Source organism: Parazoarcus communis, from assembly GCF_003111665.1.
In the GTDB taxonomy this organism is placed as follows: domain Bacteria; phylum Pseudomonadota; class Gammaproteobacteria; order Burkholderiales; family Rhodocyclaceae; genus Parazoarcus; species Parazoarcus communis_B.
On the sequence record NZ_CP022188.1, the window covers coordinates 4,842,668 to 4,867,128 of the forward strand.

General features: G+C 64.2%; 21 protein-coding genes. 12 read left to right on the plus strand and 9 right to left on the minus strand.

Translation table 11 applies throughout. From position 1 onward, the window contains the following. The first annotated feature begins 43 nt into the window (after positions 1–43). From CEW87_RS22090 to CEW87_RS22115, 6 genes are all read left to right on the plus strand, one after another. Positions 44–1,834 (plus strand): acyl-CoA dehydrogenase, encoded by a 1,791-nt coding sequence (locus tag CEW87_RS22090; RefSeq protein WP_108976760.1) that lies wholly within the window; start codon positions 44–46, stop codon positions 1,832–1,834. Further along, a complete protein-coding gene (locus CEW87_RS22095; RefSeq protein WP_108976762.1) occupies positions 1,834–3,465 on the plus strand; it encodes an electron transfer flavoprotein-ubiquinone oxidoreductase in 1,632 nt (543 codons plus the stop codon). Before CEW87_RS22090 ends, CEW87_RS22095 begins: the two co-directional genes overlap by 1 nt. Before the next feature lie 61 nt (positions 3,466–3,526). Beyond that, a complete protein-coding gene (locus tag CEW87_RS22100; protein ID WP_234421775.1) occupies positions 3,527–4,939 on the plus strand; it encodes a solute carrier family 23 protein in 1,413 nt (470 codons plus the stop codon). 63 nt (positions 4,940–5,002) lie between these two features. Then, positions 5,003–5,170, plus strand: coding sequence for a hypothetical protein (locus CEW87_RS22105; RefSeq protein WP_159098237.1), 168 nt, complete (start codon positions 5,003–5,005; stop codon positions 5,168–5,170). Positions 5,171–5,260: 90 nt separating this feature from the next. Further along, positions 5,261–6,193, plus strand: a complete 933-nt coding sequence (locus CEW87_RS22110; RefSeq protein WP_108976768.1) for a rhodanese-related sulfurtransferase — start codon at positions 5,261–5,263, stop codon at positions 6,191–6,193. Beyond that, complete coding sequence (locus tag CEW87_RS22115; RefSeq protein WP_108976770.1) at positions 6,190–6,855, plus strand: glutathione S-transferase; 666 nt, start codon at positions 6,190–6,192, stop codon at positions 6,853–6,855. Before CEW87_RS22110 ends, CEW87_RS22115 begins: the two co-directional genes overlap by 4 nt. Positions 6,856–6,999: 144 nt before the next feature. Here the strand turns inward: CEW87_RS22115 and CEW87_RS22120 are convergent, their stop codons facing one another. The 5 genes from CEW87_RS22120 to atzF all read right to left on the minus strand — a co-directional run bounded on the left by CEW87_RS22120 (position 7,000) and on the right by atzF (position 14,151). Further along, positions 7,000–8,760: a dipeptide ABC transporter ATP-binding protein gene (locus CEW87_RS22120; RefSeq protein ID WP_108976772.1), complete on the minus strand. Its 1,761-nt coding sequence runs from the start codon at positions 8,758–8,760 to the stop codon at positions 7,000–7,002. 10 nt (positions 8,761–8,770) lie between these two features. Next, positions 8,771–9,616, minus strand: coding sequence for an ABC transporter permease (locus CEW87_RS22125; protein ID WP_108949096.1), 846 nt, complete (start codon positions 9,614–9,616; stop codon positions 8,771–8,773). Positions 9,617–9,627: 11 nt separating this feature from the next. Next, positions 9,628–10,650 (minus strand): ABC transporter permease, encoded by a 1,023-nt coding sequence (locus CEW87_RS22130; protein ID WP_108949097.1) that lies wholly within the window; start codon positions 10,648–10,650, stop codon positions 9,628–9,630. 65 nt (positions 10,651–10,715) lie between these two features. After that, entirely contained in the window at positions 10,716–12,326 is a 1,611-nt protein-coding gene (locus tag CEW87_RS22135; RefSeq protein WP_108976774.1) for an ABC transporter substrate-binding protein, read from the minus strand. Between the two features lie 22 nt (positions 12,327–12,348). Then, the gene (gene atzF / locus CEW87_RS22140) at positions 12,349–14,151 is read right to left on the minus strand and encodes an allophanate hydrolase (protein WP_108976776.1); all 1,803 of its coding nucleotides are present in this window, start codon (positions 14,149–14,151) and stop codon (positions 12,349–12,351) included. A gap of 116 nt (positions 14,152–14,267) precedes the next feature. On the opposite strand from atzF, the gene CEW87_RS22145 reads away from it, so the two are divergent. Then, positions 14,268–15,176, plus strand: coding sequence for a LysR family transcriptional regulator (locus CEW87_RS22145; RefSeq protein ID WP_108976778.1), 909 nt, complete (start codon positions 14,268–14,270; stop codon positions 15,174–15,176). Between the two features lie 16 nt (positions 15,177–15,192). Here CEW87_RS22145 and CEW87_RS22150 read toward each other — a convergent pair whose 3' ends face one another. Further along, positions 15,193–15,471: a hypothetical protein gene (locus tag CEW87_RS22150; protein WP_108949101.1), complete on the minus strand. Its 279-nt coding sequence runs from the start codon at positions 15,469–15,471 to the stop codon at positions 15,193–15,195. Between the two features lie 202 nt (positions 15,472–15,673). Here CEW87_RS22150 and CEW87_RS22155 point away from each other — a divergent pair, with 202 nt between their 5' ends. The 3 genes from CEW87_RS22155 (at position 15,674) to CEW87_RS22165 (ending at position 18,482) form a co-directional block, all read left to right on the plus strand. After that, positions 15,674–16,096, plus strand: coding sequence for a hypothetical protein (locus CEW87_RS22155; RefSeq protein WP_159098238.1), 423 nt, complete (start codon positions 15,674–15,676; stop codon positions 16,094–16,096). Positions 16,097–16,240: 144 nt separating this feature from the next. After that, positions 16,241–17,023: a hypothetical protein gene (locus CEW87_RS22160; RefSeq protein WP_159098239.1), complete on the plus strand. Its 783-nt coding sequence runs from the start codon at positions 16,241–16,243 to the stop codon at positions 17,021–17,023. A 121-nt stretch (positions 17,024–17,144) separates the two neighbouring features. Then, positions 17,145–18,482, plus strand: a complete 1,338-nt coding sequence (locus CEW87_RS22165) for a mechanosensitive ion channel family protein (protein WP_108976784.1) — start codon at positions 17,145–17,147, stop codon at positions 18,480–18,482. 31 nt (positions 18,483–18,513) lie between these two features. Here the strand turns inward: CEW87_RS22165 and CEW87_RS22170 are convergent, their stop codons facing one another. Then, positions 18,514–19,119, minus strand: a complete 606-nt coding sequence (locus CEW87_RS22170; protein WP_108976786.1) for a hypothetical protein — start codon at positions 19,117–19,119, stop codon at positions 18,514–18,516. 404 nt (positions 19,120–19,523) lie between these two features. Here CEW87_RS22170 and CEW87_RS22175 point away from each other — a divergent pair, with 404 nt between their 5' ends. Beyond that, on the plus strand, positions 19,524–20,393 hold the full coding sequence (locus CEW87_RS22175) for a PA4780 family RIO1-like protein kinase (RefSeq protein ID WP_108949106.1): 870 nt from the start codon (positions 19,524–19,526) through the stop codon (positions 20,391–20,393). Between the two features lie 9 nt (positions 20,394–20,402). Here CEW87_RS22175 and CEW87_RS22180 read toward each other — a convergent pair whose 3' ends face one another. Both CEW87_RS22180 and CEW87_RS22185 read right to left on the minus strand, forming a co-directional pair. After that, a complete protein-coding gene (locus CEW87_RS22180; RefSeq protein ID WP_199917092.1) occupies positions 20,403–20,777 on the minus strand; it encodes a hypothetical protein in 375 nt (124 codons plus the stop codon). Then, a complete protein-coding gene (locus CEW87_RS22185; RefSeq protein ID WP_108976788.1) occupies positions 20,774–21,943 on the minus strand; it encodes a Fic family protein in 1,170 nt (389 codons plus the stop codon). Before CEW87_RS22185 ends, CEW87_RS22180 begins: the two co-directional genes overlap by 4 nt. A gap of 144 nt (positions 21,944–22,087) precedes the next feature. Between CEW87_RS22185 and hsdR the strand changes: the two genes are divergently transcribed. Next, complete coding sequence (gene hsdR / locus CEW87_RS22190) at positions 22,088–24,460, plus strand: EcoAI/FtnUII family type I restriction enzme subunit R (RefSeq protein ID WP_199917093.1); 2,373 nt, start codon at positions 22,088–22,090, stop codon at positions 24,458–24,460. Position 24,461: the final 1 nt, after the last annotated feature.

Here is a 24,461-nt window from a genome sequence, read left to right on the forward strand (position 1 = left end):
GCGGCGTGCCAGGCCTGCACCCAACGACACAAGGAACACGCACATGACCACTTACACCGCTCCCGTACGCGACATGCTGTTCGCAATGAACGAACTCGCCGGACTCGAGGACATCTACTCGCTGCCGGGCAATGAGGATGTCAGCGCCGATCTCGTCGAGGCCATTCTCGACGAAGCCGGCAAGTTCGCAGCCGAAGTGCTGGCGCCGATCAACGCCCCGGGCGATCGTCAGGGCAACACCTGGCGCGACGGCGAAGTCAGCACCGCCGACGGTTTCAAGCAAGCCTACGAGGTGTTCTGCGACACCGGCTGGAACGGCATGCCCTCATCCACCGAGTTCGGCGGCCAGGGACTGCCGGTCACGGTATCCACCGCCGTGCTGGAGATGTGGAAGTCGGCCAACATGTCGTTCTCGCTGTGCCAGATGCTGACCCTGGGTGCGGTTGAAGCCATTGCCCATCACGGCAGCGACGAACTGAAATCGACTTATCTCCCCAACATGGTGTCCGGCAAGTGGACCGGCACCATGAACCTGACCGAGCCCCAGGCCGGCTCCGACCTCGCTGCGGTACGCAGCAAGGCCGAACCGCGCGGTGACGGCAGCTACGCGCTCTCCGGCACCAAGATCTTCATCACCTGGGGTGAGCACGACATGGCGGAGAACATCATCCACCTCGTGCTCGCACGCCTGCCCGACGCACCGCCGGGGGTGAAGGGCATCTCGCTCTTCGTCGCGCCCAAGTTCCTGGTCAATGCCGACGGCAGCCTCGGCGCCCGCAACGACCTGGTGTGCGCATCGATCGAGCACAAGATGGGCATCCACGCCAGCCCGACCGCCGTCATGGTATTCGGCGAGAAGGAAGGCGCGATCGGCTACCTCGTGGGCGAACCCAACCGTGGCCTCGAGTACATGTTCACGATGATGAACCATGCCCGCCTCAACGTCGGCCTTGAAGGCGTGGCGATTGCCGAACGCGCCTATCAGGCCGCGCTCGGCTATGCCCGCGAACGCGTGCAGGGCCGCATCATCGGCGACAAGTCGGGCGCAACCCGGCCCATCCTGCATCACCCCGACGTGCGTCGCATGTTGATGGACATGAAGGCCCGCACCGAGGCCACACGCGCCCTCGCCTACTACGTTGCCGGCTGCATGGACCGCGCCCGCAGCGACGCCGACGAGAACGTGCGCAAGGACAACCAGAGCCGGCTCGAACTGCTCACCCCGGTGGTCAAGGGCTGGTGCACCGAAACCGCTCAGAGCGTGACCTGGAACGGTATCCAGGTACACGGCGGCATGGGCTTCATCGAAGAAACCGGCGCCTGCCAGCACATGCGCGACGCCCGCATCACCACCATCTACGAAGGCACGACCGCGATCCAGGCCAATGACCTGATCGGACGCAAGGTGGCCCGCGAAGGCGGCCACGCCATGGCAGCCCTGATCGAGGAGATGTCCGTAACCCGGGCTCAACTCGAAGCGCACGCCGACAGCCAGCTGCAGAAGATCGGCGCGTCCTTTGGCAAGGGCATCCTGGCCCTGCGCGAAGCCACCGACTGGCTGCTGGCCAACTACGAACGCAACCCGCAGGCGGCCGCAGCCGGTGCCGTGCCTTTCCTCAAGCTCGCCGGCACGGTAGCGGGCGCCTGGCTGATGGCACGCAGCACCGCAATTGCGATCGAGCGCATGCAGGGGCCGGATGCCGGCTTCTACGGCGCCAAGCTCGTTACCGCACGCTACTTCGTCGAGCACGTGCTGCCCGAAGCCAACAGCCTGCGCGACGCCATCGTCAATGGTGCCGAATCGGTGCTGGCACTGCCTGAGGAGCTGTTCTGATGAGCCGCGAATGCATGGAATACGATGTCGTCATCGTTGGCGCAGGCCCCTCTGGTCTGAGCACCGCGATCCGGCTCAAGCAGCTTGCCGAAAAGGCCGGGCGCGAACTGTCGGTGTGCGTGGTGGAAAAGGGCTCCGAGGTCGGCGCCCATATCCTGTCCGGCGCGGTGATCGAGCCGCGCGCGCTCAATGAACTGTTCCCCGACTGGAAGGAACGCGGCGCCCCGCTCAACACCCCGGTCACCGAAGACCATTTCATGCTGCTGTCGGAGAAGGGTGCACGCAAACTGCCCACGCCGCCGCAGATGCACAACGAAGGCAACTACATCGTCAGCCTGGGCAACTTCTGCCGCTGGCTGGGTGAGCAGGCCGAGGCGCTCGGCGTGGAGATCTACCCCGGCTTCGCCGCTGCCGAAGTGCTGTTCGACGAAGCCGGTGCGGTGCGTGGCATCGCCACCGGCGACATGGGCGTGACCCGCGACGGCGAGCAAGGCCCCAACTACCAGCCAGGTATCGAGCTGCACGCACGCCAGACGGTGTTTTCGGAAGGCTGTCGCGGATCGCTCACCAAGGGCCTGATGGCGCGCTACGACCTGCGCCGCGACGCCGACCCGCAAACCTACGGCATCGGCATCAAGGAGTTGTGGGAGGTCGACCCGGCCGTCCATCGCCCCGGCCTCACCGTGCATACCGCCGGCTGGCCGCTCAAGTCGGACACCTACGGTGGCTCCTTCCTGTATCACCTGGAAGGCAACCTGGTGTCGGTCGGTTTTGTCGTCGGTCTCGATTACAGCAACCCCTGGCTGTCGCCGTACGAAGAGTTCCAGCGCTTCAAGACTCACCCCGAGATCCGCAAGTACTTCGAAGGCGGCCGCCGCGTGTCGTACGGCGCCCGTGCGCTGTCGGAAGGCGGCTTCCAGTCCCTGCCCAAACTCACGTTCCCGGGCGGCATGCTGGTCGGCGACACCGCAGGCTTCCTCAACGTGCCCAAGATCAAGGGCACCCACATGTCGATGAAGTCGGGCATCGAAGCCGCTGCTGCGCTGTTCGCGCACCTGACGGCCGACGATGCAAAGGCGACTGAAGTCACGGGCTACCCCGAGCGCCTCAAGGCCAGCTGGCTGTGGGACGAACTGTACTCGGTGCGCAACGTCCGCCCGTCCTTCCGCTGGGGCCTGTGGGGCGGCATCGCCTACAGCGCCATCGATACCTTCCTGTTCCGCGGCCGTGCGCCATGGACACTGCGCAACCATGCCGACCACACCCAGCTGAAGAAGGCGGCCGACTGCGAGCAGATCGTCTATCCGAAGCCGGACGGCAAGATCAGCTTCGACCGCCTGTCATCGGTCTTCATCTCGGCCACCAACCACGAGGAAGAGCAGCCCTGCCACCTGCGGCTGAAGAATCCGCTGACGCCCATCGTCACCAACCTCGCCGATTTCGAGGCCCCCGAGCAGCGCTACTGCCCGGCCGGCGTGTATGAAATCGTGCGCGAAGAACAGGGCCCGCGCCTGCAGATCAACGCCCAGAACTGCCTGCACTGCAAGACCTGCGACATCAAGGACCCGACGCAGAACATCGACTGGGCGGTACCCGAAGGCAGCGGCGGCCCCAACTACCCGAACATGTAATCAAGCCCGCACGACAGCATCAACAAACAACTTTTAACAGACGAGGAGAGACATCGTGTCCATGCAACGCCCTCACGGGGCCGAACAGCCCTACTGGCCAGCCGGTCCATTCAAGATCCGCCTGCCCTTCATCCACTATCGCTGGGAATACCCGGAGATGATCCAGGGTCTGATCATGTTCGTGGTCGGTCTGGCGATGATTCCGCTGCTGCAGAAATACCTCGGCATGCCGTACGAAGCCGCGCTCGCCTTCTGCGTGATCGCCGGTGTAGGTTACATGCTGCCCGCCCTGCTCGGGGTACCACTGGTACCAGGCTGGATCACCCCCGCGATTCCAGTGGTGATCCTCTACCTGCAAGGCTTCGAGCCTGGCCCCGAGGCAATCAAGGCGCTGTTCGCGCTGCAGATCGAAGTGTTCGCGATCTTCCTGATCCTGGGCATTACCGGCATGGGCAACCGGCTGGTGACCATCATCCCCAACTCGCTCAAATCCGGCATCATCATCGGCGCCGGTATTGCCGCGATGATGGGTGAGCTCAAGGTCGGCGGGCGTATCGACAACACCCCGATCTCGCTGATCATCGGTTCGATCGTATCCGCCTATGTGCTGTTCTCGCTGTCGTTCAAGAGCATCGTCGAGAACAACGTGTGGGCCAAGCGCATCTCCAACTTCGGCATGATTCCCGGCATGATTCTGGCCATGCTGGTCGGCTGGGCAGTGGGTGAATACCCGTGGCCGGACGTGCAGTGGGGCATCACCAATCCCGACTTCAAGCTGATGTGGAACTACCTGGTGTTCTCTACCGGCCTGCCCGACGCCAGCACCTTCCTCGTCGCACTCCCGACCGCAATCATTGCCTACGTGATCGCTTTCGGCGACATCGTGGTCGGCTTCACCCTGGTCAAGCGTGTCGACCACCTGCGTGAAGACGAGAAGATCGAAGAAGGCATCACCCGCGTTCACCTGGTGACCGCCATCCGTAACGGCATCCACGCATTCTTCGCACCGTGGCCCGGTCTGGCCGGTCCGTTGTGGACGGCTGCGCACGCCACCGTTGCCGAGCGCTATGCACTCGGCCGCAAGGCGATGGACTCCATCTACAGCGGCGGCGGCACCTTCTGGATCACCGGTTTCATCGCGCTGTTCATGCTACCCCTGGTCAGCGTGTTCAAGCCGGTGCTGCCGATCGCGCTCTCGCTCACCCTGGTGCTGACGGCCTACATCTGCATCATGGTCGGCATGGAAGAGCTGAAGAACTCAACCGAGCGCGGCGTGGCCGGCATCGTTGCGGTCACCCTGGCGATGCCCGACCCGAAATCCACCGTGTATGCAGTGGTGATCGGCCTGGTCCTGTACTTCCTGATCGAGCGTCCGCATCGCATCGGCACCCGTGAAACCAAGGATGTGAGCATCCTTGCCAACACCACCGCCGAAATGGAAGCGGCCGACAGCCACGGTCAGACCCGCGGTTAAACGCACACGGCCATCATTGCCCTGCAAGGGGTCATGGTGGCCGCCTCCCACGCCCCTGCCCCCATGTCCGCACTCATTCACCGCCTCTGCGGCGCCGACGCCGAGCCCCTCCCACGCAGCCGTAGCCTCGCCCGTCTGGGCCTGACCGTTGCGCTTGTCTCCCTCTATGCGCTGACCATGCTGCTCGTCTTCGCACCTGAAGCGCTGCACTGGGCCGCGTTCAGAAACTGAACACCCACCGCCTGCCGCGCGCCGTCATCGTGGTGCAAGCCGGCCACCAATCCGGGCTAAAATTGGCCGCATTCCATTCCGGCCCTCCCCATGTCCCGTTTTCTGACCGCAGCGCTGTACAAGTTCGTCCGCCTCCCCGACTTCCGCGAGCTGCATGCCCCGCTGCTGGATTGCTGCAACCGCCATCAGGTCAAGGGCACCCTGCTGCTGGCCGAAGAGGGCATCAACGGCACCATTGCCGGACTGCCAGACGACATCGAAGCCGTGCTGGCCTGGCTGCGCAAAGACCCGCGTCTGGCCGAACTTGAGCACAAGTCCTCGTGGGCCGACTCGCCCCCGTTCCAGCGCATGAAGGTGAAGCTCAAACGCGAGATCGTCACCCTTGGTGTAGACGGTGTCTCGCCCACCAACATGGCCGGCGAATACGTCAAGCCGCAGGACTGGAACACGCTGATTGCCGACCCCGACGTGGTGGTGGTCGATTGCCGCAATGACTACGAGGTGGCCATCGGTACCTTCGACGGCGCGGTCGATCCACACACCCGCAGTTTTTCCGAGCTGCCCGCCTGGGTGGAAAAGGAGTCCGCACCCGGCGGTCTGCTCGCCGACAAACCGAGGGTGGCGATGTTCTGCACCGGCGGCATCCGCTGCGAGAAATCCACCGCCTTCATGCGCATGCAGGGCTTCGAGGCGGTCTATCACCTGGAAGGCGGCATCCTCAAATACCTCGAAACCATTCCCGAAGCCGACAGCAGCTGGCAGGGTGAATGTTTCGTGTTCGACGACCGCGTCTCGGTCGGCCACGCGCTGGTGCCTGGCGGGCTGGGCCGCTGCCTTGCCTGTGGCTACCCGCTCACCGCAGAAGAACAGGCCTCCGAGCACTACGAGGACGGCGTGAGCTGCCCGCATTGCTGCGACTCGACCGAAGAACGCAAGGCCGAACTGCGCGAACGCCGCCGCCAGCAAGCGCTGGCCGCAGAACAGAAGCGCGCCGACGACAAGGCGGCACGCCCCAAGCCGTGAGGGACGGCGCCCTGCCCCTGCTGTATTCGTTCCGACGCTGCCCGTATGCGATGCGGGCCCGCCTCGCGATTGCAGCCAGTGCCCAGCGGGTGGAGTTGCGCGAAGTCGTGCTCAGGGACAAACCGCCCGAACTGATCGCCGCCTCGCCCAAGGCCACAGTCCCGGTGCTGGTCCTGCCCGACGGCCAGGTGATCGAGCAGAGCATCGACATCATGCTGTGGGCGCTGCGCCTGCACGACCCGCAAGCCTGGCTGAATCCGCCATCGGGCACGCTCGACGGGATGCTGGCGCTCATCGCCCGCAACGACAGCAACAGCGAAGGCGGCTTCAAGCACCACCTCGACCGCTACAAGCACCCGAACCGCTATCCGGGCGCAGACGCCGCACAGCATCGCAGCGGGGGAGCCGCCTTCCTGATGGAACTCGAACACCGGCTCGAAGCGACGGTGTGCCTGTTCGGCAACCGTCCCGCACTCGCTGACATGGCGATTGCCCCCTTCGTGCGCCAGTTCGCCGCCACCGACCCCGACTGGTTTGCCGGCCAGCCCTGGCCGCGACTGCAAGCCTGGCTGACCACCATCACGACAAGCCCGTGCTTCACCCACGTAATGGGCAAGCACCCGCAGTGGCGAGCAGGTGCGCAACCCACCCTGTTTCCATAATCAGTCCAAGAATCGACTCACGCGGAGACGCGGAGCACGCAGAGAAGACCATTCTGTCTTCCTTCCGCGCTCTCCGCGCCTCCGCGCGAAACACCAGCCCCGCCATCACCAACGACGCAGGAGGGTGCTGGCGTGACGCGGCGTTCAGGCCATGGTCTCGGGCTGAAAGTGCGGGATCGCGTTGATGAGCGTGCGGGTGTAATCCTCCTGCGGGTTGCGCAGGACCTCTGTTGCCGTCCCGGTTTCGACGATGCGTCCGCGGTTCATCACGATTACCCGTTCGCACAGCAGCCGCACCACGTTGAGGTCGTGCGACACGAAGATGTAACTCATGCCCAGCTCGCGTTTCAGGCGGTCGAGCAGCTGCAGCACGACCGCCTGCACCGATACGTCGAGCGCCGACGTCGGCTCGTCCAGCACCAGCAACAAGGGATCGACTGCGATCGCGCGGGCGATGCCGACGCGCGCTTTCTGCCCCCCCGAAAGCTGATGCGGAAAGCGCGTCAGCAGCTCGCGCGGCAGGCCGACCATGTCGGCAAGCTGCGTGACTCGCGCGGCGATCTTGCGCCCGTCGCGCATGCCCTTGAGCCTGCGCAAGGGTTCGCCAATCGCATCCTGCGCGGAGTAACGCGGATCGAGGCTGTCGGTGGGATCCTGGAACACCATCTGGATCTTCATGCGCTGCGGCAGACTGGCAAAGCGCGCCGCAGGGTGCGTGGTGATGTTCTCGCCGTCCAGGATCACGTCCCCCGAACTGGGATCGAGCAGGCGGGTAATGATGCTCGACGTCGTCGACTTGCCGCAGCCCGACTCGCCCACCAGCCCCAGGCTCTCGCCGCGCTGCAGCCTGAAGGAGATCCCATCCACTGCGCGAAACTCGCACTCGGCCGGATCGGCGCGGCGCCACGGCCAGCCGCCGCCGGTATCGCGGCGCGGAAAGACCTTCACCAGATCGACCACCTCGAGCAAGGTGTCGCTGCGCGCCGGCGCATGGGCAATGACGGCAGGCGCTTCGCTGCCACCCGCCGAGACCATCGCTTCACCCGAGGCGGCCGTGCCGACGAGACCATCGACAAGCTCGTCGGGCACCGCGGTCAGATCTGAAAGATCGGTCTCCGGTCCCGGCGACGCCGCGATCAGCTTGCGGGTGTAGGGGTGGGTGGGGTGTCTGAACAGGTCGGCCACCGCCGCCGACTCCACGACCTTGCCCTTCTGCATCACGGCAATACGGTCGCAGTAGGCCGCAGCCAGGCCAAGGTCGTGCGTGATCAGCACCACCGCCATGTTGCGCTCGCGGGTCAGGTCGGCGATCAGGTCCATCGTCGCCTTCTGCGTGGTCACATCCAGCCCGGTCGTGGGCTCGTCCGCGATCAGCAGACGCGGATTGCACGCCAGCGCCATCGCGATCATCACGCGCTGGCACATCCCGCCCGAAAGCTCGAAGGGATAGGCGTGGTAACGATGGGCGGGGTCGACGATGCGCACCTTGTCGAGCATCTCGATCGCCTTTTCGCGCGCGGTCAGCCGGGTTGCCTGCGAATGGCGCACCAGCACGTCTTCGATCTGACGGCCGACGGTGCGAATCGGATTGAGTGCGGCGCGCGGGTTCTGGAAGATCATCGAGATCTCGCGTCCGCGCAGATCGCGCAAGGCGGCCTCCGACGCGCCGGTCAGCGGCATGCCGTCGAAGCTGGCCGAGCCCCCGGCAGCCGTGCCGGCGGCATCGAGCAGTCCGAGCACGGTATAGGCGGTGACCGATTTGCCGGAGCCGCTCTCGCCCACCACACCGAGCACTTCACCTTTCTCGACCGTGAGCGAAACCTCGTCAAGGGCACGGACGACGCCGTGCCGGGTGCGAAACTCGACCGACAGACGATCCACCGACAACAGGGGATGAGTGGACACGGAATGCTCCTCAGGTACGACGCTGGGGGTCGACCAGGTCGCGCAGACCGTCGCCCAGCAGGTTGAAACAGAACACCGCCAGCATCAGCGCCAGTCCAGGAAAGAGCGCCATCCACCATTCGCCGGACACGATGTAGGTCGCGCCCTCTGCAACCATGATTCCCCACTCCGCATCGGGCGGACGCACGCCCAGCCCGATGAAGGACAGGCCGGCCGCATTGAGGATTGCCCAGCCCATGTTGAGCGAGACCTGCACCATCATCGGCGGCAGGATGTTGGGAAAGAGATGCGTTGCCAGAATGCGCACATCGGTGCAGCCACACAGGCGCGCCGCCTGCACGAAGCCGGCGTTGCGGCGAATGCTGGTTTCCGAGCGCGCGACCCGGGCGTAGAACGGCAGGTTGATGATGGCCGTGGCGTAGATGATGTTCTCCACCGAGTTGCCCAGCGCGGCAACCACACCCATCGCCAGCACGAACAGCGGGAAAGCCATGATGGTGTCCGTCACCCGGCCGACGATGCGGTCGGTCCATCCGCCCCAGAAGCCGGCGGCACAGCCGAGCGCACTGCCGACGAAGAAGGACAGCGCCACCGCGGCGAGGGCGATGCCGAGATCGAGCCGGGTGGCCACGATCACACGGCTCAGCATGTCGCGACCGAGGTGGTCGGTGCCGAAGGGGTGCGCCCACGACGGCGCCTGCAATGCATTGGCGGCACTGGTGGCGATCGGGTCGTACGGTGCCAGCGCCGGGCCGAACAGGGCGATCAGCACGATGGCAAAGAACAGGAAGAAGGCCCCGGCCGTCACCGGGTTCTCACTCATCACATAGCGGAAATGACGCAGGAAGCGGATCATTGCAATGGTCCTCAGGCGTCAAGACCGACGCGCGGATCGACCAGGGTCAGCACCACGTCGATCAGCAGATTGACGAAAACGAACAGCAAGGCCATTGCCAGCACGAATCCCTGCACCGCAGCGTAATCGGACGCCACCAGCGCCTGGATCGCGTAGGAACCGATGCCCGGCCACGAGAACACCTTCTCGACCAGCACGTTGGCGCCGAGCAGGAAGGAGAACACCATGCCCAGCGTCGTCAGCACCGGCAGCGCCGCGTTGCGCAAGGCATAAGCGCCCAGGATGGTGGAGCGCGACAGGCCGTTGGCGCGTGCCGAGCGCACGTATTCGCTGGACAGCGCATTGAGCATTGCCGCACGCGTCATGCGGGCAATGGGCGCCATCGCGAACACGCCCAGGGTGATCGCCGGCAGCACCAGCTGGCGCAGACTGGCCCAGAAGGTCTCGGCGTCACCGGCGATGATGCTGTCGATGAGGAAGAAGCCGGTCACGCGCTCGGGCGAGAGATACAGAATGTCCAGCCGCCCCAGTGGCGACGGTGCCCAGCCCAGCAGAAAGTAGAAGATGTAGATCAGGAACAGGCCGGTGAAGAAGGTGGGGAGCGAAACCCCCGCCGTCACCACCACGCGGCACAGATGATCGATCCACGAGCCGGGACGGGTCGCCGCCAGTACGCCGAGCGGAATCGCCACCGCGATCGCCAGCCCCAGCCCGCAGAAAGTCAGCTCCAGCGAAGCCGGCAGCCGCGTCAGCAGCTCCTCCATCACCGGCACGCCGGTGCCGAGCGACATGCCGAGGTCGCCCTGCAACAGTCGCCCGACGTAGAGAACGAACTGCTCCGGCCAGCTCCGGTCCAGACCCAGCGATTCGCGCACCTGGGCAATGGATGCAGCGTCGGCCATCGCGCCGGCAAAGTAGGCCGCCGGATCGCCCGGCAGCGCCCGCGTCAGCACGAAGGAAATGACCACCACACCGAACAGTGAAGGCAGCGACTGCAGCAGCCGCTTCCCGATCTGGATGAGTTTTGTCGGCATCAGCGCACCCCGCCCGAAGACATGGGTGCGCGTGCCATGGGCAGCGAAGCTCTGCTCACGATATCTCAGGCCTTGGTGATGGTGCTGCAGTCGAGCTGGCGGTGGTACCACGAGGCGTAACCACCGACGTTCTTCGCCAGTGCGGCATCCAGATAGGGCTGATACAGGGGGATGCGCGGCACGTCGGCGAACGCAATCGCGATCATGCGCTTGATGTTGGGCGCGTACTTCGGATCGCTCACCTCCATGTGCAGGGTTTCATCTACGAGCTTCTCCATCTCTTCGTTCTTGTAGTTCGAGGAGTTGAACAGGTGCCCGTGCTTGTACGCCCAGAAGAAGTAGTAATCCGGGTAGTTGAGCCAGCCGCCGAAGTTCTCCAGATGCATCGGCAGGCGCTTTTCCACCAGCGCAGCGGTGCGCCAGTTGGCACCCGGAATCTTGTCCAGCGTGACCTTGATACCGATCTTGCCCAGCGCCTCCTGAATCAGCAGCGCAGTCGGCTCCTGCCAGTCGGCCAGCCCGAGGTTGAAGGACAGCGTCGTTTCGAAGCCGCCCGCAAGGCCCGCCTCCGCAAGCAGCGCACGCGCCTTGACCAGGTCGGTGTCGTAGGGGAAAGCCTGCGGCCACTCGGTCGTGGCGGGCGTTTTCGCACCGGCACCGAACATCGGCTTGCCGCGGCCATAGGCTGCAGCGGAAAGGATGTCCTTGTACGGCAGGGCATAGGCGACGGCCTGGCGCACACGCGGATCGTCGAAAGGCTTGTGCGTCACGCTGAGCCCGAGCACGTGCAGGCAGTTGTCGATCGGCGCACCGGAGACCTTGACCTTGCCGCCCTCCATGAGCTCCTTGGAGTCCTTGGCCGGCACATCCATGTAGAGATCGGCATCGCCGCGCTCGATCAGCGCACGACGCGTTGCCGCGGACGGCACCTCACGCACGATCACGCGGCGCAGCGCCGGCTTGGGTCCGAGGGCCCAGGCGTCGTTGCGCTCGTACACGAACTGCTGACCCGGTTCCCAGCGCGCGATCTTGAACGGACCGGAGCCGGCCGGCGTCTTGTGCAGATACTCGGTGGCCCAGGGGTCTTCCTTGGTCGCATGTTTTTTGGCGACCTTGGCGTTGATGATGAAGGGCACCGGCACCGCGAGGTCGGGCAAGGTCAGCTTCGAAGGCGCGGGCAGGTCGATGCGGAAGGTCTGCGCATCGACCACCACGAACTGCTCCGGACGGGTCATCGAGCCCGCCTTCATCTGCACACCGGCAAAACCGCCCAGGCTCACTGCCCGATCGAAGGACCACTTGACGTCCTCCGCCGTCACCGGCGAACCATCCCAGAAGCGTGCCTTGGAGCTGAGCTTGAAGGTGATCGACTTGCGGTCGCTCGAGTAGGTCCAGGATTCCGCCACCTCCGGCACGATCTTGGTCGAATCGTAGGACAGCGAGCCATCTTCCAGCGTCTTCACACCGAAACGCACCAGGCGGTCGTAGACGTTGACCGTAATCTGGTAGCTCGGACGGTTGGTCCCGGCGCGGTGCAGGTCGAGGCTGTTGATGCCGTCACCGGTCACCACCACCAGCGTGTCGCTGCCGGCCGCTGCGTGGGCGGGCAGATGACGCAGGAAAGGCAGCACGCTCGCGCCGACTACGCCTGCCTTGATGAAATCTCGTCTTTGCATGATCGAACTCCTTGGTGTGTAGTCAGGTTGAAGCCAGCGCGGCCATGTAGGTGCGCCAGCCTTCGAAATGGGTAATGTCCTCGGCACCCGCAGTGCCCATGGGCTCGCACAGAAATCCCTTTACCTGGCTCCCATCTGCCAGATCGAGCGTGCCGATGCCAAGCGGCTGCGGGATGCCGCGCGTGAACTCGCCGAAGCGGGAAAGCGGCAGCGCCCAGACTTCGAGGGCGATCGCAGCACCCGCCTCGCTGCGCACCAGCCCGGGCCGCCGCGGCGGGCCACCGGCGAGGCTGTAGAAGCGATAGTTCGGGGCGGTTTGTGTAGCGCACAGGAAGCGGGCGCCGAGGCGGGTCAGCTCGTGGTTGAGCGGCAGACCTGACATGTGTGCGCCCACCACGGCCAGCGCAATCTCGTCACGATTGGCGGCCGGCGAAACGCTGGCAGCCTGAGGCAGGGGCCAGCCAGTCGCACCGAGCGGTGCGGCGCAGTCCTGCTGCAGCACCCCGGCGACTGCCGCGATGCGTGCATCCTCCCCGCGCCCGGCGATCAGGGTGACACTGCCCGGCCTGCCGTCGGCACGCGTGCGAACGGGCACCGCGATTGCGCACATGTCGAGCAGGTTCACGAAATTGGTATAGGTTCCGAGGCGGGAATTGGGCCCCACCGGATCCGCTTCGAGCTCGGCCACGGTGCAGAAGGTCGGAATCGAGGGCACGCACAGGAGGTCGACCGCATCGGCCACGGCAAGCGCCTCGCGACGCAGATCCTGCAAGCGGTAGAAGCCGCGGAATGCGTCGGCCGCAGAGAACTTCTCGGCGCGCTGGATGATGGCCCGCGTGACCGGCAGCACAGCCTCGGGCTGCTCGCGCAACAGCGCCTCGATCACGGTGTATCGCTCCGCCACCCAGACGCCGTCGTAAAGCATCTCCGCGATGGCATAGAGCGGACCGAAGTCGAGTTCGACGATCTCCGCCCCACGCTCACGCAGGGATTCCAGCGTGGCATCGAAGGACGCCGCCTGGACTTCATCACCGAAGAAGCGCCGACTCGCGGTATCCGGCACACCCACGCGGAACGTCGGCGCGGCGACGAGGTTCTCGGCCAGCACAAGCGGTCGCGCGTACGAATCCGCGGGGTCGAACACTGCCGCAGCGGCGAACACCTTGTAGGCGTCGCCAACGGTCAGCGCGAAGATCGAGATCGTATCGAGGGTGCGGCAGGCTGGCACCACGCCGGTCGCCGAAAGCGCACCGAGCGTGGGCTTGAGCCCCACGATGCCGTTCAGCGCCGCCGGCACCCGGCCGGACCCGGCGGTGTCGGTGCCCAGCGAGAAACTCACGATGCCGTGTGCAACCGCCACCGCAGAACCGGAACTGGATCCGCCCGGCACGATCGCGGGGTCGAGCGCGTTAAGCGGTACAGGAAAGGGGGTGCGCACACCGACCAGTCCGGTCGCGAACTGATCCAGGTTGGTCTTGCCGATCAGGATTGCCCCTGCGGCACGCAGCACGCCGACGACGAAGGCGTCTGCCCCGGCCTCGTAGGCATAGGCTGGGCAGCCTGCGGTGGTGGGCTCGCCGGCGGCGTCGATGTTGTCCTTGATGGCAAACGGAATGCCCCACAGCGGCTTGCTGTCGGGATCAAAAGCGCCAAGCTGCGCAAGCTGGGCCTGCAGCGCGGCGGGCTCGAGCACATGCAGGAAGATGCCCGGATCGCCTGCGGCCCCGATGCGGCGGTGGGCCTCCTCCATCACGGCAGCGGGATCGAGCCCCTGCGCATAGGCGGCGTGCAGGCTGGAGATATCGAACGGGAGTGTGTGCAGCATGAAATGTCTTCCAGAAACGTCTGGAAGTGATTTGAGCAGGGATCACTGACGCGGCATACTGCTAATTTTCGCCATCTGTGCTGCAAAATTTGCATCACTGAAAACGGAGCATCGCCATGAAGCATCTTCTGCCGCTGCGCTACATCGACGTCATTGCTCGCAGCGGCTCCATCCGCAAGGCGGCAGACAGTCTCGCGATCACATCCACCGCACTGAACCGCCGCATCCTCGCGATGGAAGAGGAACTGGGCGTGCCCATCTTCGAGCGCCTGCCCCGCGGCGTGCGACTGTCCGCCGCCGGCGAGATCCTGATCCATCATGTGCGCAATCAGCTGAGCGACATGGAGCGCGTCAAGAGCCAGATCTCCGACCTTACCGGCGAGCGTCGGGGCCATGTATCGATCGCCTGCAGCCAGGCCCTGCTGCCGTTCTTCCTGCCCAACCAGATCGCCCAGTACCGGCATGCACACCCTGCCGTTACCTTTGAAGTCCTCGTCCGCGACCGTGCCGCCGCCGAGCAGGCGCTGGTCGACATGAGCGCGGATCTTGCACTGGTATTCGAGCCCTTAAGGCTCATGGACTTTCAGGTCCTGCAGCGGGTCCGCCAGCCGGTTCATGCGCTCATGCGCCCGAATCATCCGCTGGCACAGGCCGGGACCTTGCGCCTGCGCGACTGCCTGCGTTATCCGGTGGCGCTGCCGACCTCGCAATATGGCGTGCGCCACCTGCTCGAACTGGCGGTGCAGCGCAGTTCGCTCACCTTGCAGCCGGTGGTCGAGTCAGACAGTTTTGAATTTCTGCGCAGTCACGCGCTGGAAGAAGACATTCTCGCCTTCCAGATTCCGATCGGTCTGCCGATCGGCACCGAAGGCAGCGGCATGGTCAGCAGACCGCTCGACGTACGCGACGTCCCGCCCGGCGTGCTCTATTTCGGTCAGTTGCGCGGGCGCATCCTGCCGGTTGCGGTGTCGCGCTTCGCCACCCAGGTACTGGAAACCCTCACCCACCGCTTCGAGACGGACTAGCGAGTCCGCTAGAACTTCATTGCGCCGGCATGGACTCAAGTACGACAACCACGCCAAACGCGCCAATGGAAACCAGGCGCTGATTCACCATCGTGTAGGACGCCACCCCGAGCGGATGATAGTGCGACACGAAGGCCGTAAAAGCCCCCAGTCCGAGCAGACCCGCGACAGGGCTGCGCTCGGCAATCGCCTGCCGAATCTGCTCCCTGTGCTGCTCGGGCGTCGGGTTGAGCCAGAACGCCAACGCGACGACTGCCAGTGTAATAACCACGGACACGATGGAAGCTTTAGCCACTGCAATGTTTCCTGTAATAGACGAAGCGCACCTCACACGGAGGCACGGAGCACCCGTCCATTATGCCTTTCTCCGCAACCTCCGCGCCTCCGCGTGAAACCGCCACGCTCCGCGCTTCCCCTTGGTACGGGCGAGCACCCTGAACGCCTTACGCAACGACTGGCCAGTTTGACGGTCGGACCTTGCATGCATAATCGGGGCCTTGCTCCGGGAGGAAGTCGCCATGGCCATAGGCTGGATCACCTTATTGAAAACCGTTCCCTGGGCGGATGTCATCGCCACCGCACCGGTGGTCGCCGACGGTGCGAAAAAGCTCTGGAAGACGGTCGGCAGGAAGACGCAACCCGACACCGCCGCAACGGACGAGAGCGCGGAAACGGTGCCCGCCGAAGCAGGTGCCTCGACGAAGCTGCAGGCAAGGCTGCTTGCGCTCGAGAACACCTCGCAGGATCTGCACGCCCAGATGCTGGCGTCGTCCGAGCTGATCAATGCGCTCGCCGAACAGAATACCGTGCTGGTGAAACGGGTCGAGGCCAACCGTGTTCGTCTGCTTTGGCTGTCCGTTTCCACGCTTGTCACCACCGCAGCGGTGGTGCTGTGCCTGATTTTGCTGCTGCGCGCCTAGACAGGCGACAGCCGATCACCGCGAGCCTGCGCGGACGCCCCCTGTCCCGGCTTTGGCGCACGCATGCAGGACAACACGCTCCCGATTGAAAAAACCCCTCCATCGCCTATGTTGAGATCACACGGCATGGTGGAGGTCGTTACCATGATCACGGAATCGCACTGCATTGCGCGCTTCGCTTCCGGCTGGCGCGCGCTGACCGGGCTGTTGCCCGCGGCCACCATAGCATTCGCCCTGCCGGCCGCAGCGGCGGGACAGGAGGAATGGCTCTCCCTCGGCAGCAAGCACTGGTCCCCGACCGTGTTTTCCAAGACCGGCGCAGGCACCGAAAACGCCGTTGCCGAGGCGCGTGTCACGCGGGCTGCGATCGAGGGCTGGTGCGCCAACTGGTCACCCGGCGACCGCGACTGCGTGCGCAGCCAGCTTGCCACCCCGGAGGCAAAAAAGACCTGGCGCGCCACGGCCAACTGTATCAAGGGCCGCATCACGGAGGTCGATGGCAACACCTACACCCTGGCCGGACGCTGGGACAACGCCGACATCGGTGGCGGGCGCACGCGCTGGCGCGATGCCTCGGGGCAGATCGTCGGGCGTGACAACGCCAGCGGCGGACTCGGCATCTCACAGCAGTGGGAGGTGCTGTGCCCCGCAACGGCCGCCTCTGCGGGCCCAGCGGCTCCACGCAGCAGCGGCGTTCAGCGTCCGGCACAGTCCGCGCCGCCAACGCCTGCTGCAACAACGGCAGGCTTCACCGTCGGCGAAACCGTATATGCCCGCTACGGCGCCGCCTGGGTTCGTGGCAAGGTCACCCGCATCAGCCGGGTGAGTGGCGCCAAAGGCCCGGAGCTTGCCTATAACGTCACGCTCGAAAACGGTGAGCGCGGGCTGCTGCCTGCACACATGATGCGAAAGACACAGGGCAGATAGCGACCCAGCGCCAGGGAGGTCGCGCAGCCACTCCCTCGTCTCCGTTTACCGTCAGTCCGGTGGTCGTCACCCGGGCGCGTTAAAATGCGTCCTCAACGACAAGAAGAACACGGGAGACCCTATGAGTCCGGACATTCAGTCGTATTTGCAGCGCCTGCCCGAGTTGCTGACGGAACTGGCGACCGTGGAACTGTTTTACGAACTCGGCGTGCTTGCGCTCGCAGGCCTCATCGCCTGGGTGATTCACCGCACGATGCGCGAGTCCTTGCGCGCCGGGCTTGAGGCCGCATCCAGCAAAGGCCTGCGCCATCTGACGCTGCGCACTGCCCAACGCATCCTGCTGCCGGCAACGATGCTGCTCGGCGTGCTGGTCGGCCGCGGCGCCCTGCGTTCGGCACAACTGCCTGTCGGCCTGCTCGATGTCGCTGTGCCCCTGCTGCTGTCGCTGGTTGCCATCCGCCTGCTGGTGTACATCCTGCGCAAGGGCTTCCCCGTAACCCCGGCGCTGAAGACGTGGGAGAACCTCATCTCCGGCAGCATCTGGGCCATGGTGGCACTGCATCTTCTGGGCTGGCTGCCCGCCGTCGAAGCCACGATGGACGAGCTCGCCTTCAATATCGGCGCCTCGCGCATCTCGCTGCTGGCCACGGTCAAGCTCGTCGCACTCGTCGCCCTGCTGCTGACCCTCGCGTTCTGGGTGTCGGGAGTGATCGAGCGGCGCATGCGTGCATCCACCCACATGACGCCCTCGCTGCAGGTCGCCTTCGGCAAGTTCAGCAAGGTGTTCCTGATCGCGCTGGCCTTTCTGCTCGCCATCGACGCGGTGGGCATCGACCTCACCACGCTCACGGTGTTCGGCGGAGCGCTCGGCGTGGGCATCGGTTTCGGCCTGCAGCGCATCACCAGCAACTTCATCAGCGGCTTCATCCTCGTGCTCGACCGCTCGATCAAGCCCGGCGACGTGATTTCGGTCGGCGGCAACGATGCCAAGTTCGGCTGGGTGCAGGAGTTGCGCGCGCGTTACGTGGTGGTACGCGACCGTGACGGCGTCGAGCGCCTGATCCCGAACGAAAACCTGATCACGTCCGAAGTGGTGAACTGGAGCTACTCGGACACCAACACCCGTGTGCGACTGCCGGTGCAGATCAGTTACAGCGACGACCCCGAGCAGGCCATGGCCCTGCTGCTCGAGGCGGCCAAGGCCTCGCCGCGGGTGCTGCCCCTGCCGGAGCCCGCCGCGCGCATGCTCGACTTTGCCGACAGCGGCATCCAGCTCGAACTACGGGTGTGGATCAGCGATCCGGAGAACGGCATCGGCAACGTGCGCACTGACATCAACCTCGCGATCTGGAAGCTGTTCAAGGCCGCAGGCATCTCCATCCCCTTCCCGCAACGGGATGTGCACCTTCACACCGTACCCGCACCGGAACTGGCGGCTGCACAGGAGCGCCCGGCGTGAGCGCGCGCAGCGCCGATCGGGGCGATGTGGATCAGATGCCGGTGAGCTCGCGGTAGGCGCGCCGCGTCTCGGGCGACACCGCTTCCAGCACCTGTTCGTGACTGGTCTTGTGGCGCGCCAGCAGGCGGGCAGAAGCAATCGTCCGTGATTTGCAGAACCAGTGGCAGGTGTGCTGCATCAGGTACATTTCTGCCGACAGCAGAAAGGCGCGTTCGCGCGGCGAGCGGCCCGCTTCATTTTCCACTGCACGCTCGAAGCCGCGGGCATGGATGTCGAAGGCCTTGCCCAACTCGAAGGTCGAGGACGGAAACAGGCGGTCGGCCTGGGGCAGTGCAAGCGGCAGCGTGCTGATGAGCACCTGCGCGGAGTCGACCCGCGCGACGTCCGCAGCAAGACGACGAAACTGACTGGCGAGTGCGGTCTCGTGCGACTGCATCAGCGCGAGAACCTGATCCTGACGGTTCGGGTCCTGCTCGCCAAGGGCACGGTCATAGCCCTCGGCCAGCGTCTCCATGAGTTTTTCGATCTGGTAGTTGCTCAGGTGGCTGCCCAGCAGGGTGATGCGGCGACGCTGATCCCGGGACTTGAGCACCAGAACACCAACGGCCGCGAGCATGAAGATAAAATAGGTTTCCATCCCGCTATTGTCCTGTGTGCCACGCATATTGGGCAACTCCGGCGATCAGGAAGCCTTGCACAACTCATGTCAGGCAAGACTGTTACCACGCAGCCGCCACGACAGCCGGCGGGACAAGGTATCATCCGCGCGGTAGCGACGAAGCCCGACACCACGCCCTCGCCTTGCAAAGCCAGGCCAGCCGTTCGCCGGGCACGCCGTGAAGCCGTCCATCTGCTCACGCGCGCCATCAGGCCTCGCCACCGTCACCCCACACTTTCCGCACTGTCGACCGCGCCGGCGACGATGGCGGGCACTCCATACCGGCCCGCAGCAGGACAGAACCCAATGTCGTCAGAACACTTCACCGCAGGCAAGGACGCCCCGCTCGGCCACGCCAAACTGCACAGGACCCCGCAGGCAGCATGAAAACACCGCACAGAATCGCCCCACTGGTCGAAGACGGCCTCGTCGACAGCGTGCTGCGTCAGCTCATGAGCGGCAAGGAGGCAATGGTCTACGTCGTCCAGTGCGGCGACGAAGTACGCTGCGCCAAAGTGTACAAAGAGGCCAACAAGCGTGGCTTCCACAAGGCAGTCGACTACACCGAAGGCCGCAAGGTGAAGAACAGCCGCCAGGCGCGCGCCATGGCCAAGGGCTCGCGCTACGGCCGCCAGGAACAGGAAGCAGCGTGGCAACACGCCGAAGTCGACGCCCTGCGCCAGCTCGCCGCAGCCGGTGTGCGCGTGCCCGTTCCCTACGACTTCCACGAAGGCGTGCTGCTGATGGAGCTGGTGGCCGATGAAGACGGCGAGCCCGCACCGCGCCTCAACGACATCGAACTCAGCGCCGACGACGCCCGCACGTTTCACGCCTTCCTGATCCGTCAGGTGGTGCGCATGCTGTGCGCTGGCATCGTGCACGGCGACCTGTCCGAGTACAACATCCTGGTCGATCATGCCGGCCCGGTCATCATCGACCTGCCACAGGCGGTCGATGCCGCGGCCAACAACAACGCCAAGCGCATGCTGGCGCGCGACGTGGACAACCTTGCCGACTACTTCGGCCAGTTCGCCCCCGAACTGCTCCAGACCCGCTACGCCGATGAAATCTGGGCGCTGTACGAAACCGGAAAACTGCTTCCCGACAGCCCGCTCACCGGCACCTTCAAGGACGTCGAGACCCTGGCCAATCTGGACGAAGTGATGCAGGTGATCGACGCCGCGCGTCGCGAAGAAGCCGCACGTCAGGCAAGAATGGCCGGCGAAAGCACGGACGGCGCCGACGACAACTGAGCCACGGGCTCAGGACGCCTCGCTGGCATCGAGCAGGCGCTCGCACTCCAGCATCATCGCCTGCGCCAGCTCGGACTGGTAGTTGGGGTCGAGCGCCTCCATCATTTCATGCGCAGTAAAAAGCCCGGCCTCGCGCGACAAGGTGGCGGCGATCTGCCGCGCCATGTCGTCGCTCAAGCCAGAGAGCTGCTTGCGCTCGGACTGCGGCAGCGTGCGTTTCGTGCGCCGCAGCCAGTCCGCCGCCAGCGTCGCCCCCTGCCCTTCGTTCATCCACTGCCCATGCTCATAGAAGGCCGACAGGCGTTCGGCAGTGAGCGCGAAGATCAGCGCAATACGGATGCCGCGCTCAGTGGGCGGCGTGCCCTGCGGGTTGTCAAAAATCATGCGTCTAGGTCCGTGTGTTCGCGCTGCCACTGGATTTGATAACGGGTACTGCGACCACCTCCCGGCAACCTGACGAGGCAGCCCTTGGCGATGAGATCTGCGAGATGGCGGGTGGCAGTCGCCTTGCTGACCTTCGCCACAGCCTGATACTGCGCGGCGCTGATGCCCTCGGCAAAGCCGCCACGCTCAGGCTGGTCGCCGTCGAGCAGGCGGTTGAGCACCTTGACCTGCTCCGCACTCAGACTCAGCGCACGACGCTGCTGCCAGAACCGGCTCTTGTCGAGAACGCGGTCAATCTGCGCTTCGGCGCTGTGAATGGCTGTGCGCAAGGCAAGAAGAAACCACTGCAACCAAGGCGTGAGATCGATGGAGTGCTCAGGCTCGAGCAGTTTCTGCGCGAACTCCAGCTGCTGGTAATAGCCCCTGCGATCAGCGAGGATGGCCGCCGACATGGCGTAGAAACGAATGCTTTGTGGCTCGCCCTGCGCAAGCGCAAGATCGGTGAGAGCGCGGGTCAAGCGGCCATTGCCATCGTCGAAGGGATGCAGCGTGACGAACCAGAAATGAGCAATGGCCGCGCGCAGCAGCGGATCAAGGCTGACGTCACCGCGACTGCTGTTGAACCAGGCAACGAACTCTGCAATTCGCGCTTCAAGCCCTTCTCGTGGCGGCGCTTCGAAATGCACAGTGGGGCGGTCGATACGGCCGGAAACCACCTGCATCGGCTCGGACCCACGCCAATCTCCGATGCGAATGCGCTGACCGAGAAAACCGTCATCGCCAGCAAACAGCCAGGCATGCCATTGCCTCAGACGGACTTCGTCGAGCGGGGCGTCAAGCTGGGTAGTGGCATCCCACACCATACGGGCAAGGCCCTCGCTGCCAGCATCTGGCTGCCTGACATCGGCCTTCAGCCCCAGCCGACGCGCCAGGCTTGAACGCACAGAATCCACGTTGAGACGTTCGCCCTCAATAGCGCTGGAATTGATCAGGTTCTGCAGCAGGGTGTCGAGATTGAACTCAACACGCAAGGCAGCATCGCTTGCGCTCGCACGGCCAAGCAAGCGCCCCTGCGCCAGCGCGATATCACGCAGCAGCGGAGCCAGCACGTCGGCCTGCCAGCCAAAACGGGGCCATTCAGGGTGTTGCCATATCCAGCGCGACATCGGTGCGTTTGCAGTGGGGAGATTGAGCCGAATATTAGCATTATTCGGCTCACGCAATGAGCCGAATAATGTGCAGCTTCGGCTCGTTTTGAGGTGCGATGTCACCTGCATCACATCCTGCGCAATGGCAAGATGATAAGCTCCTTGTCATTTTCAGCCGGCCTCTCCTCGAATGGACAAAAGGCGCTTTCCGAGCGGGACATCTGCACCAAGTTCATCACACCGGCGATTGAAGCGTCCGGCTGGGACCGGGCGACCCAGTTCCTCGAAGAGGTCAATCTCACCAGCGGCCGAATCGTGGTTCGGGGCAACAAGGCAAAGCGCGACGAAAAGACCATTCGCCGCGCCGACTACGTGCTGTACTTCAAGCCGGGCATCCCGATCGCCATCGTCGAGGGCAAGGACAACACCCATTCAGTGCGCGCAGGCATTCAGCAAGCACTCGCTTATGCAGAGATGCTCGACGTGCCCTTCGCCTTTTCCAGCAACGGCGACGGCTTTCTGTGGCATGACAAGACAGCAAGCGACGGTCTGATCGAATGCGAGATCGCGCTCGACGAGTTTCCATCGCCACAAGTTCTCTGGCAACGCTACTTGGCGTGGAAAGGGATTGAGCCCACCGCCGAGCCGATCTTCGCGCAGGACTACTACACCACCGGCAAACTGCCGCGCTACTACCAGCTGAATGCGGTCAACCGGGCGGTCGAAGCCATTGCGAAGGGCCAGAACCGCGTACTCCTAGTGATGGCGACCGGCACCGGAAAAACATTCACCGCCTTCCAGATCATCTGGCGCGTGTGGAAAGCCAGGGCAGCCAAGCGCATCCTCTTCCTCGCCGACCGCAACATCCTCGTCGATCAGACCAAGACCAACGATTTCAAGCCCTTTGGCGGGGCGATGACCAAGATCGAGAAGCGCCAGGTCGACAAGTCCTACGAGATTTATCTGTCGCTCTACCAGGCCGTCACCGGCAACGAGGAAGAGAAGAACATCTACAAGCAGTTCAGTCCGGATTTCTTTGACCTGATCGTCATCGACGAATGCCATCGCGGCAGCGCCGCCGAGGACTCCGCCTGGCGAGAAATTCTGGCTTACTTCAGCGCCGCAGTGCACCTCGGCCTCACCGCCACGCCGAAGGAAACCGAGGAAGTTTCAAACATCACTTACTTCGGCGAACCGGTTTACACCTACTCGCTCAAGCAAGGTATCGAGGATGGCTTCCTCGCCCCATACAAGGTGATTCGCGTCGACCTCGACAAGGATCTCGGCTGGCGCCCCACTCCCGGCAAGGTCGATGCCAAGGGCCAAGTGGTCGAGGACCGCATCTACAACGCCTCGGACATGAACAGGACGCTGGTGCTCACCCAGCGCGACACCACCGTTGCACGGCGCATTACCGAATTCCTCAAGGCCACCGATCGCATGGCCAAGACCATCGTCTTCTGTGAGGACATCGACCACGCCGCCCGCATGCGTCAGGCGCTGATCAACGCCAATCCGGATCTCGCCAGCCAGAACCCCAAATACGTGATGCAGATCACCGGCGACAACGCGGAAGGCAAGCTCGAACTCGACAACTTCATCAATCCACGCAAACCCTACCCCGTCATCGCCTGCACCTCGCGCCTGATGACCACCGGTGTCGACGCCAAGACCTGCAAGCTGGTCGTACTCGACCGCAGCATCAACTCGATGACCGAATTCAAGCAGATCATTGGCCGCGGCACCCGCATCGACGAAGACTACGGCAAGCTGTGGTTCACCATCCTCGACTTCAAGCGTGCCACCGAACTGTTTGCCGATGAAGCCTTCGATGGCGACCCCGTGGTGATCTACACCCCTGGTGCGGATGATCCGGTCACGCCGCCGGAAGTGCCCGAACAGCCTCCGGGCCCGAACGGCAATCCGGAAGGCACGCCCAACGACGGCGATGGTTCTGCAGACCCGCCTGGCGAAGGCCGCATCAAATACGTGATCAACGATGTCACCGTCCATGTGGTGAACGAACGCATCCAGTATTACGGCAACGACGGCAAGCTGATCACCGAGTCGCTCAAGGACTTCACGCGCATCCTGCTCAGCAAACGCTTTGCCTCGATCGACAGCTTCCTGCAAACCTGGAATGAAGCGGAAAAGAAGGCAGCGATCATTGCCGAACTGGAAGAGCAAGGCGTGTTGTTCGACGAACTAAGCAAGGAGACCGGCAAGGACCTCGACCCCTTCGACCTGATCTGCCACATCGCCTTCGGCCAGAAGCCACTCACCCGGCGCGAGCGTGCCGAGCGCGTCAGGAAGCGGGACTACTTCACCCGTTACGGCGACACCGCGCGCAAGGTACTCGACGTGCTGCTCGAGAAGTACGCCGACGAAGGCATCCGCGATATCGAGCAGATGGAGATCCTGCGCGTCGCGCCGCTGGACCAGTTCGGCTCGCCGGTCGAGATCGTTCAGGCCTTTGGCGGCAAACCTCAATATCAAGCAGCCCTCATCGAGCTTGAAAGATCGCTTTACTCGTAAC

What these genes read in the sequence shown, in the direction of transcription:
- CEW87_RS22180 (WP_199917092.1), bottom strand. Translation starts at nt 20,777, where the DNA reads ATGATTTTTGACAACCCGCAGGGCACGCCGCCCACTGAGCGCGGCATC.
- CEW87_RS22160 (WP_159098239.1), top strand. Translation starts at nt 16,241, where the DNA reads ATGATCACGGAATCGCACTGCATTGCGCGCTTCGCTTCCGGCTGGCGC.
- CEW87_RS22100 (WP_234421775.1), top strand. Translation starts at nt 3,527, where the DNA reads ATGCAACGCCCTCACGGGGCCGAACAGCCCTACTGGCCAGCCGGTCCA.
- CEW87_RS22135 (WP_108976774.1), bottom strand. Translation starts at nt 12,326, where the DNA reads ATGCAAAGACGAGATTTCATCAAGGCAGGCGTAGTCGGCGCGAGCGTG.
- CEW87_RS22125 (WP_108949096.1), bottom strand. Translation starts at nt 9,616, where the DNA reads ATGATCCGCTTCCTGCGTCATTTCCGCTATGTGATGAGTGAGAACCCG.
- CEW87_RS22105 (WP_159098237.1), top strand. Translation starts at nt 5,003, where the DNA reads ATGTCCGCACTCATTCACCGCCTCTGCGGCGCCGACGCCGAGCCCCTC.
- atzF (WP_108976776.1), bottom strand. Translation starts at nt 14,151, where the DNA reads ATGCTGCACACACTCCCGTTCGATATCTCCAGCCTGCACGCCGCCTAT.
- CEW87_RS22185 (WP_108976788.1), bottom strand. Translation starts at nt 21,943, where the DNA reads ATGTCGCGCTGGATATGGCAACACCCTGAATGGCCCCGTTTTGGCTGG.
- CEW87_RS22130 (WP_108949097.1), bottom strand. Translation starts at nt 10,650, where the DNA reads ATGCCGACAAAACTCATCCAGATCGGGAAGCGGCTGCTGCAGTCGCTG.
- CEW87_RS22090 (WP_108976760.1), top strand. Translation starts at nt 44, where the DNA reads ATGACCACTTACACCGCTCCCGTACGCGACATGCTGTTCGCAATGAAC.
- CEW87_RS22175 (WP_108949106.1), top strand. Translation starts at nt 19,524, where the DNA reads ATGAAAACACCGCACAGAATCGCCCCACTGGTCGAAGACGGCCTCGTC.
- CEW87_RS22110 (WP_108976768.1), top strand. Translation starts at nt 5,261, where the DNA reads ATGTCCCGTTTTCTGACCGCAGCGCTGTACAAGTTCGTCCGCCTCCCC.
- CEW87_RS22095 (WP_108976762.1), top strand. Translation starts at nt 1,834, where the DNA reads ATGAGCCGCGAATGCATGGAATACGATGTCGTCATCGTTGGCGCAGGC.
- CEW87_RS22145 (WP_108976778.1), top strand. Translation starts at nt 14,268, where the DNA reads ATGAAGCATCTTCTGCCGCTGCGCTACATCGACGTCATTGCTCGCAGC.
- CEW87_RS22165 (WP_108976784.1), top strand. Translation starts at nt 17,145, where the DNA reads ATGAGTCCGGACATTCAGTCGTATTTGCAGCGCCTGCCCGAGTTGCTG.
- CEW87_RS22170 (WP_108976786.1), bottom strand. Translation starts at nt 19,119, where the DNA reads ATGGAAACCTATTTTATCTTCATGCTCGCGGCCGTTGGTGTTCTGGTG.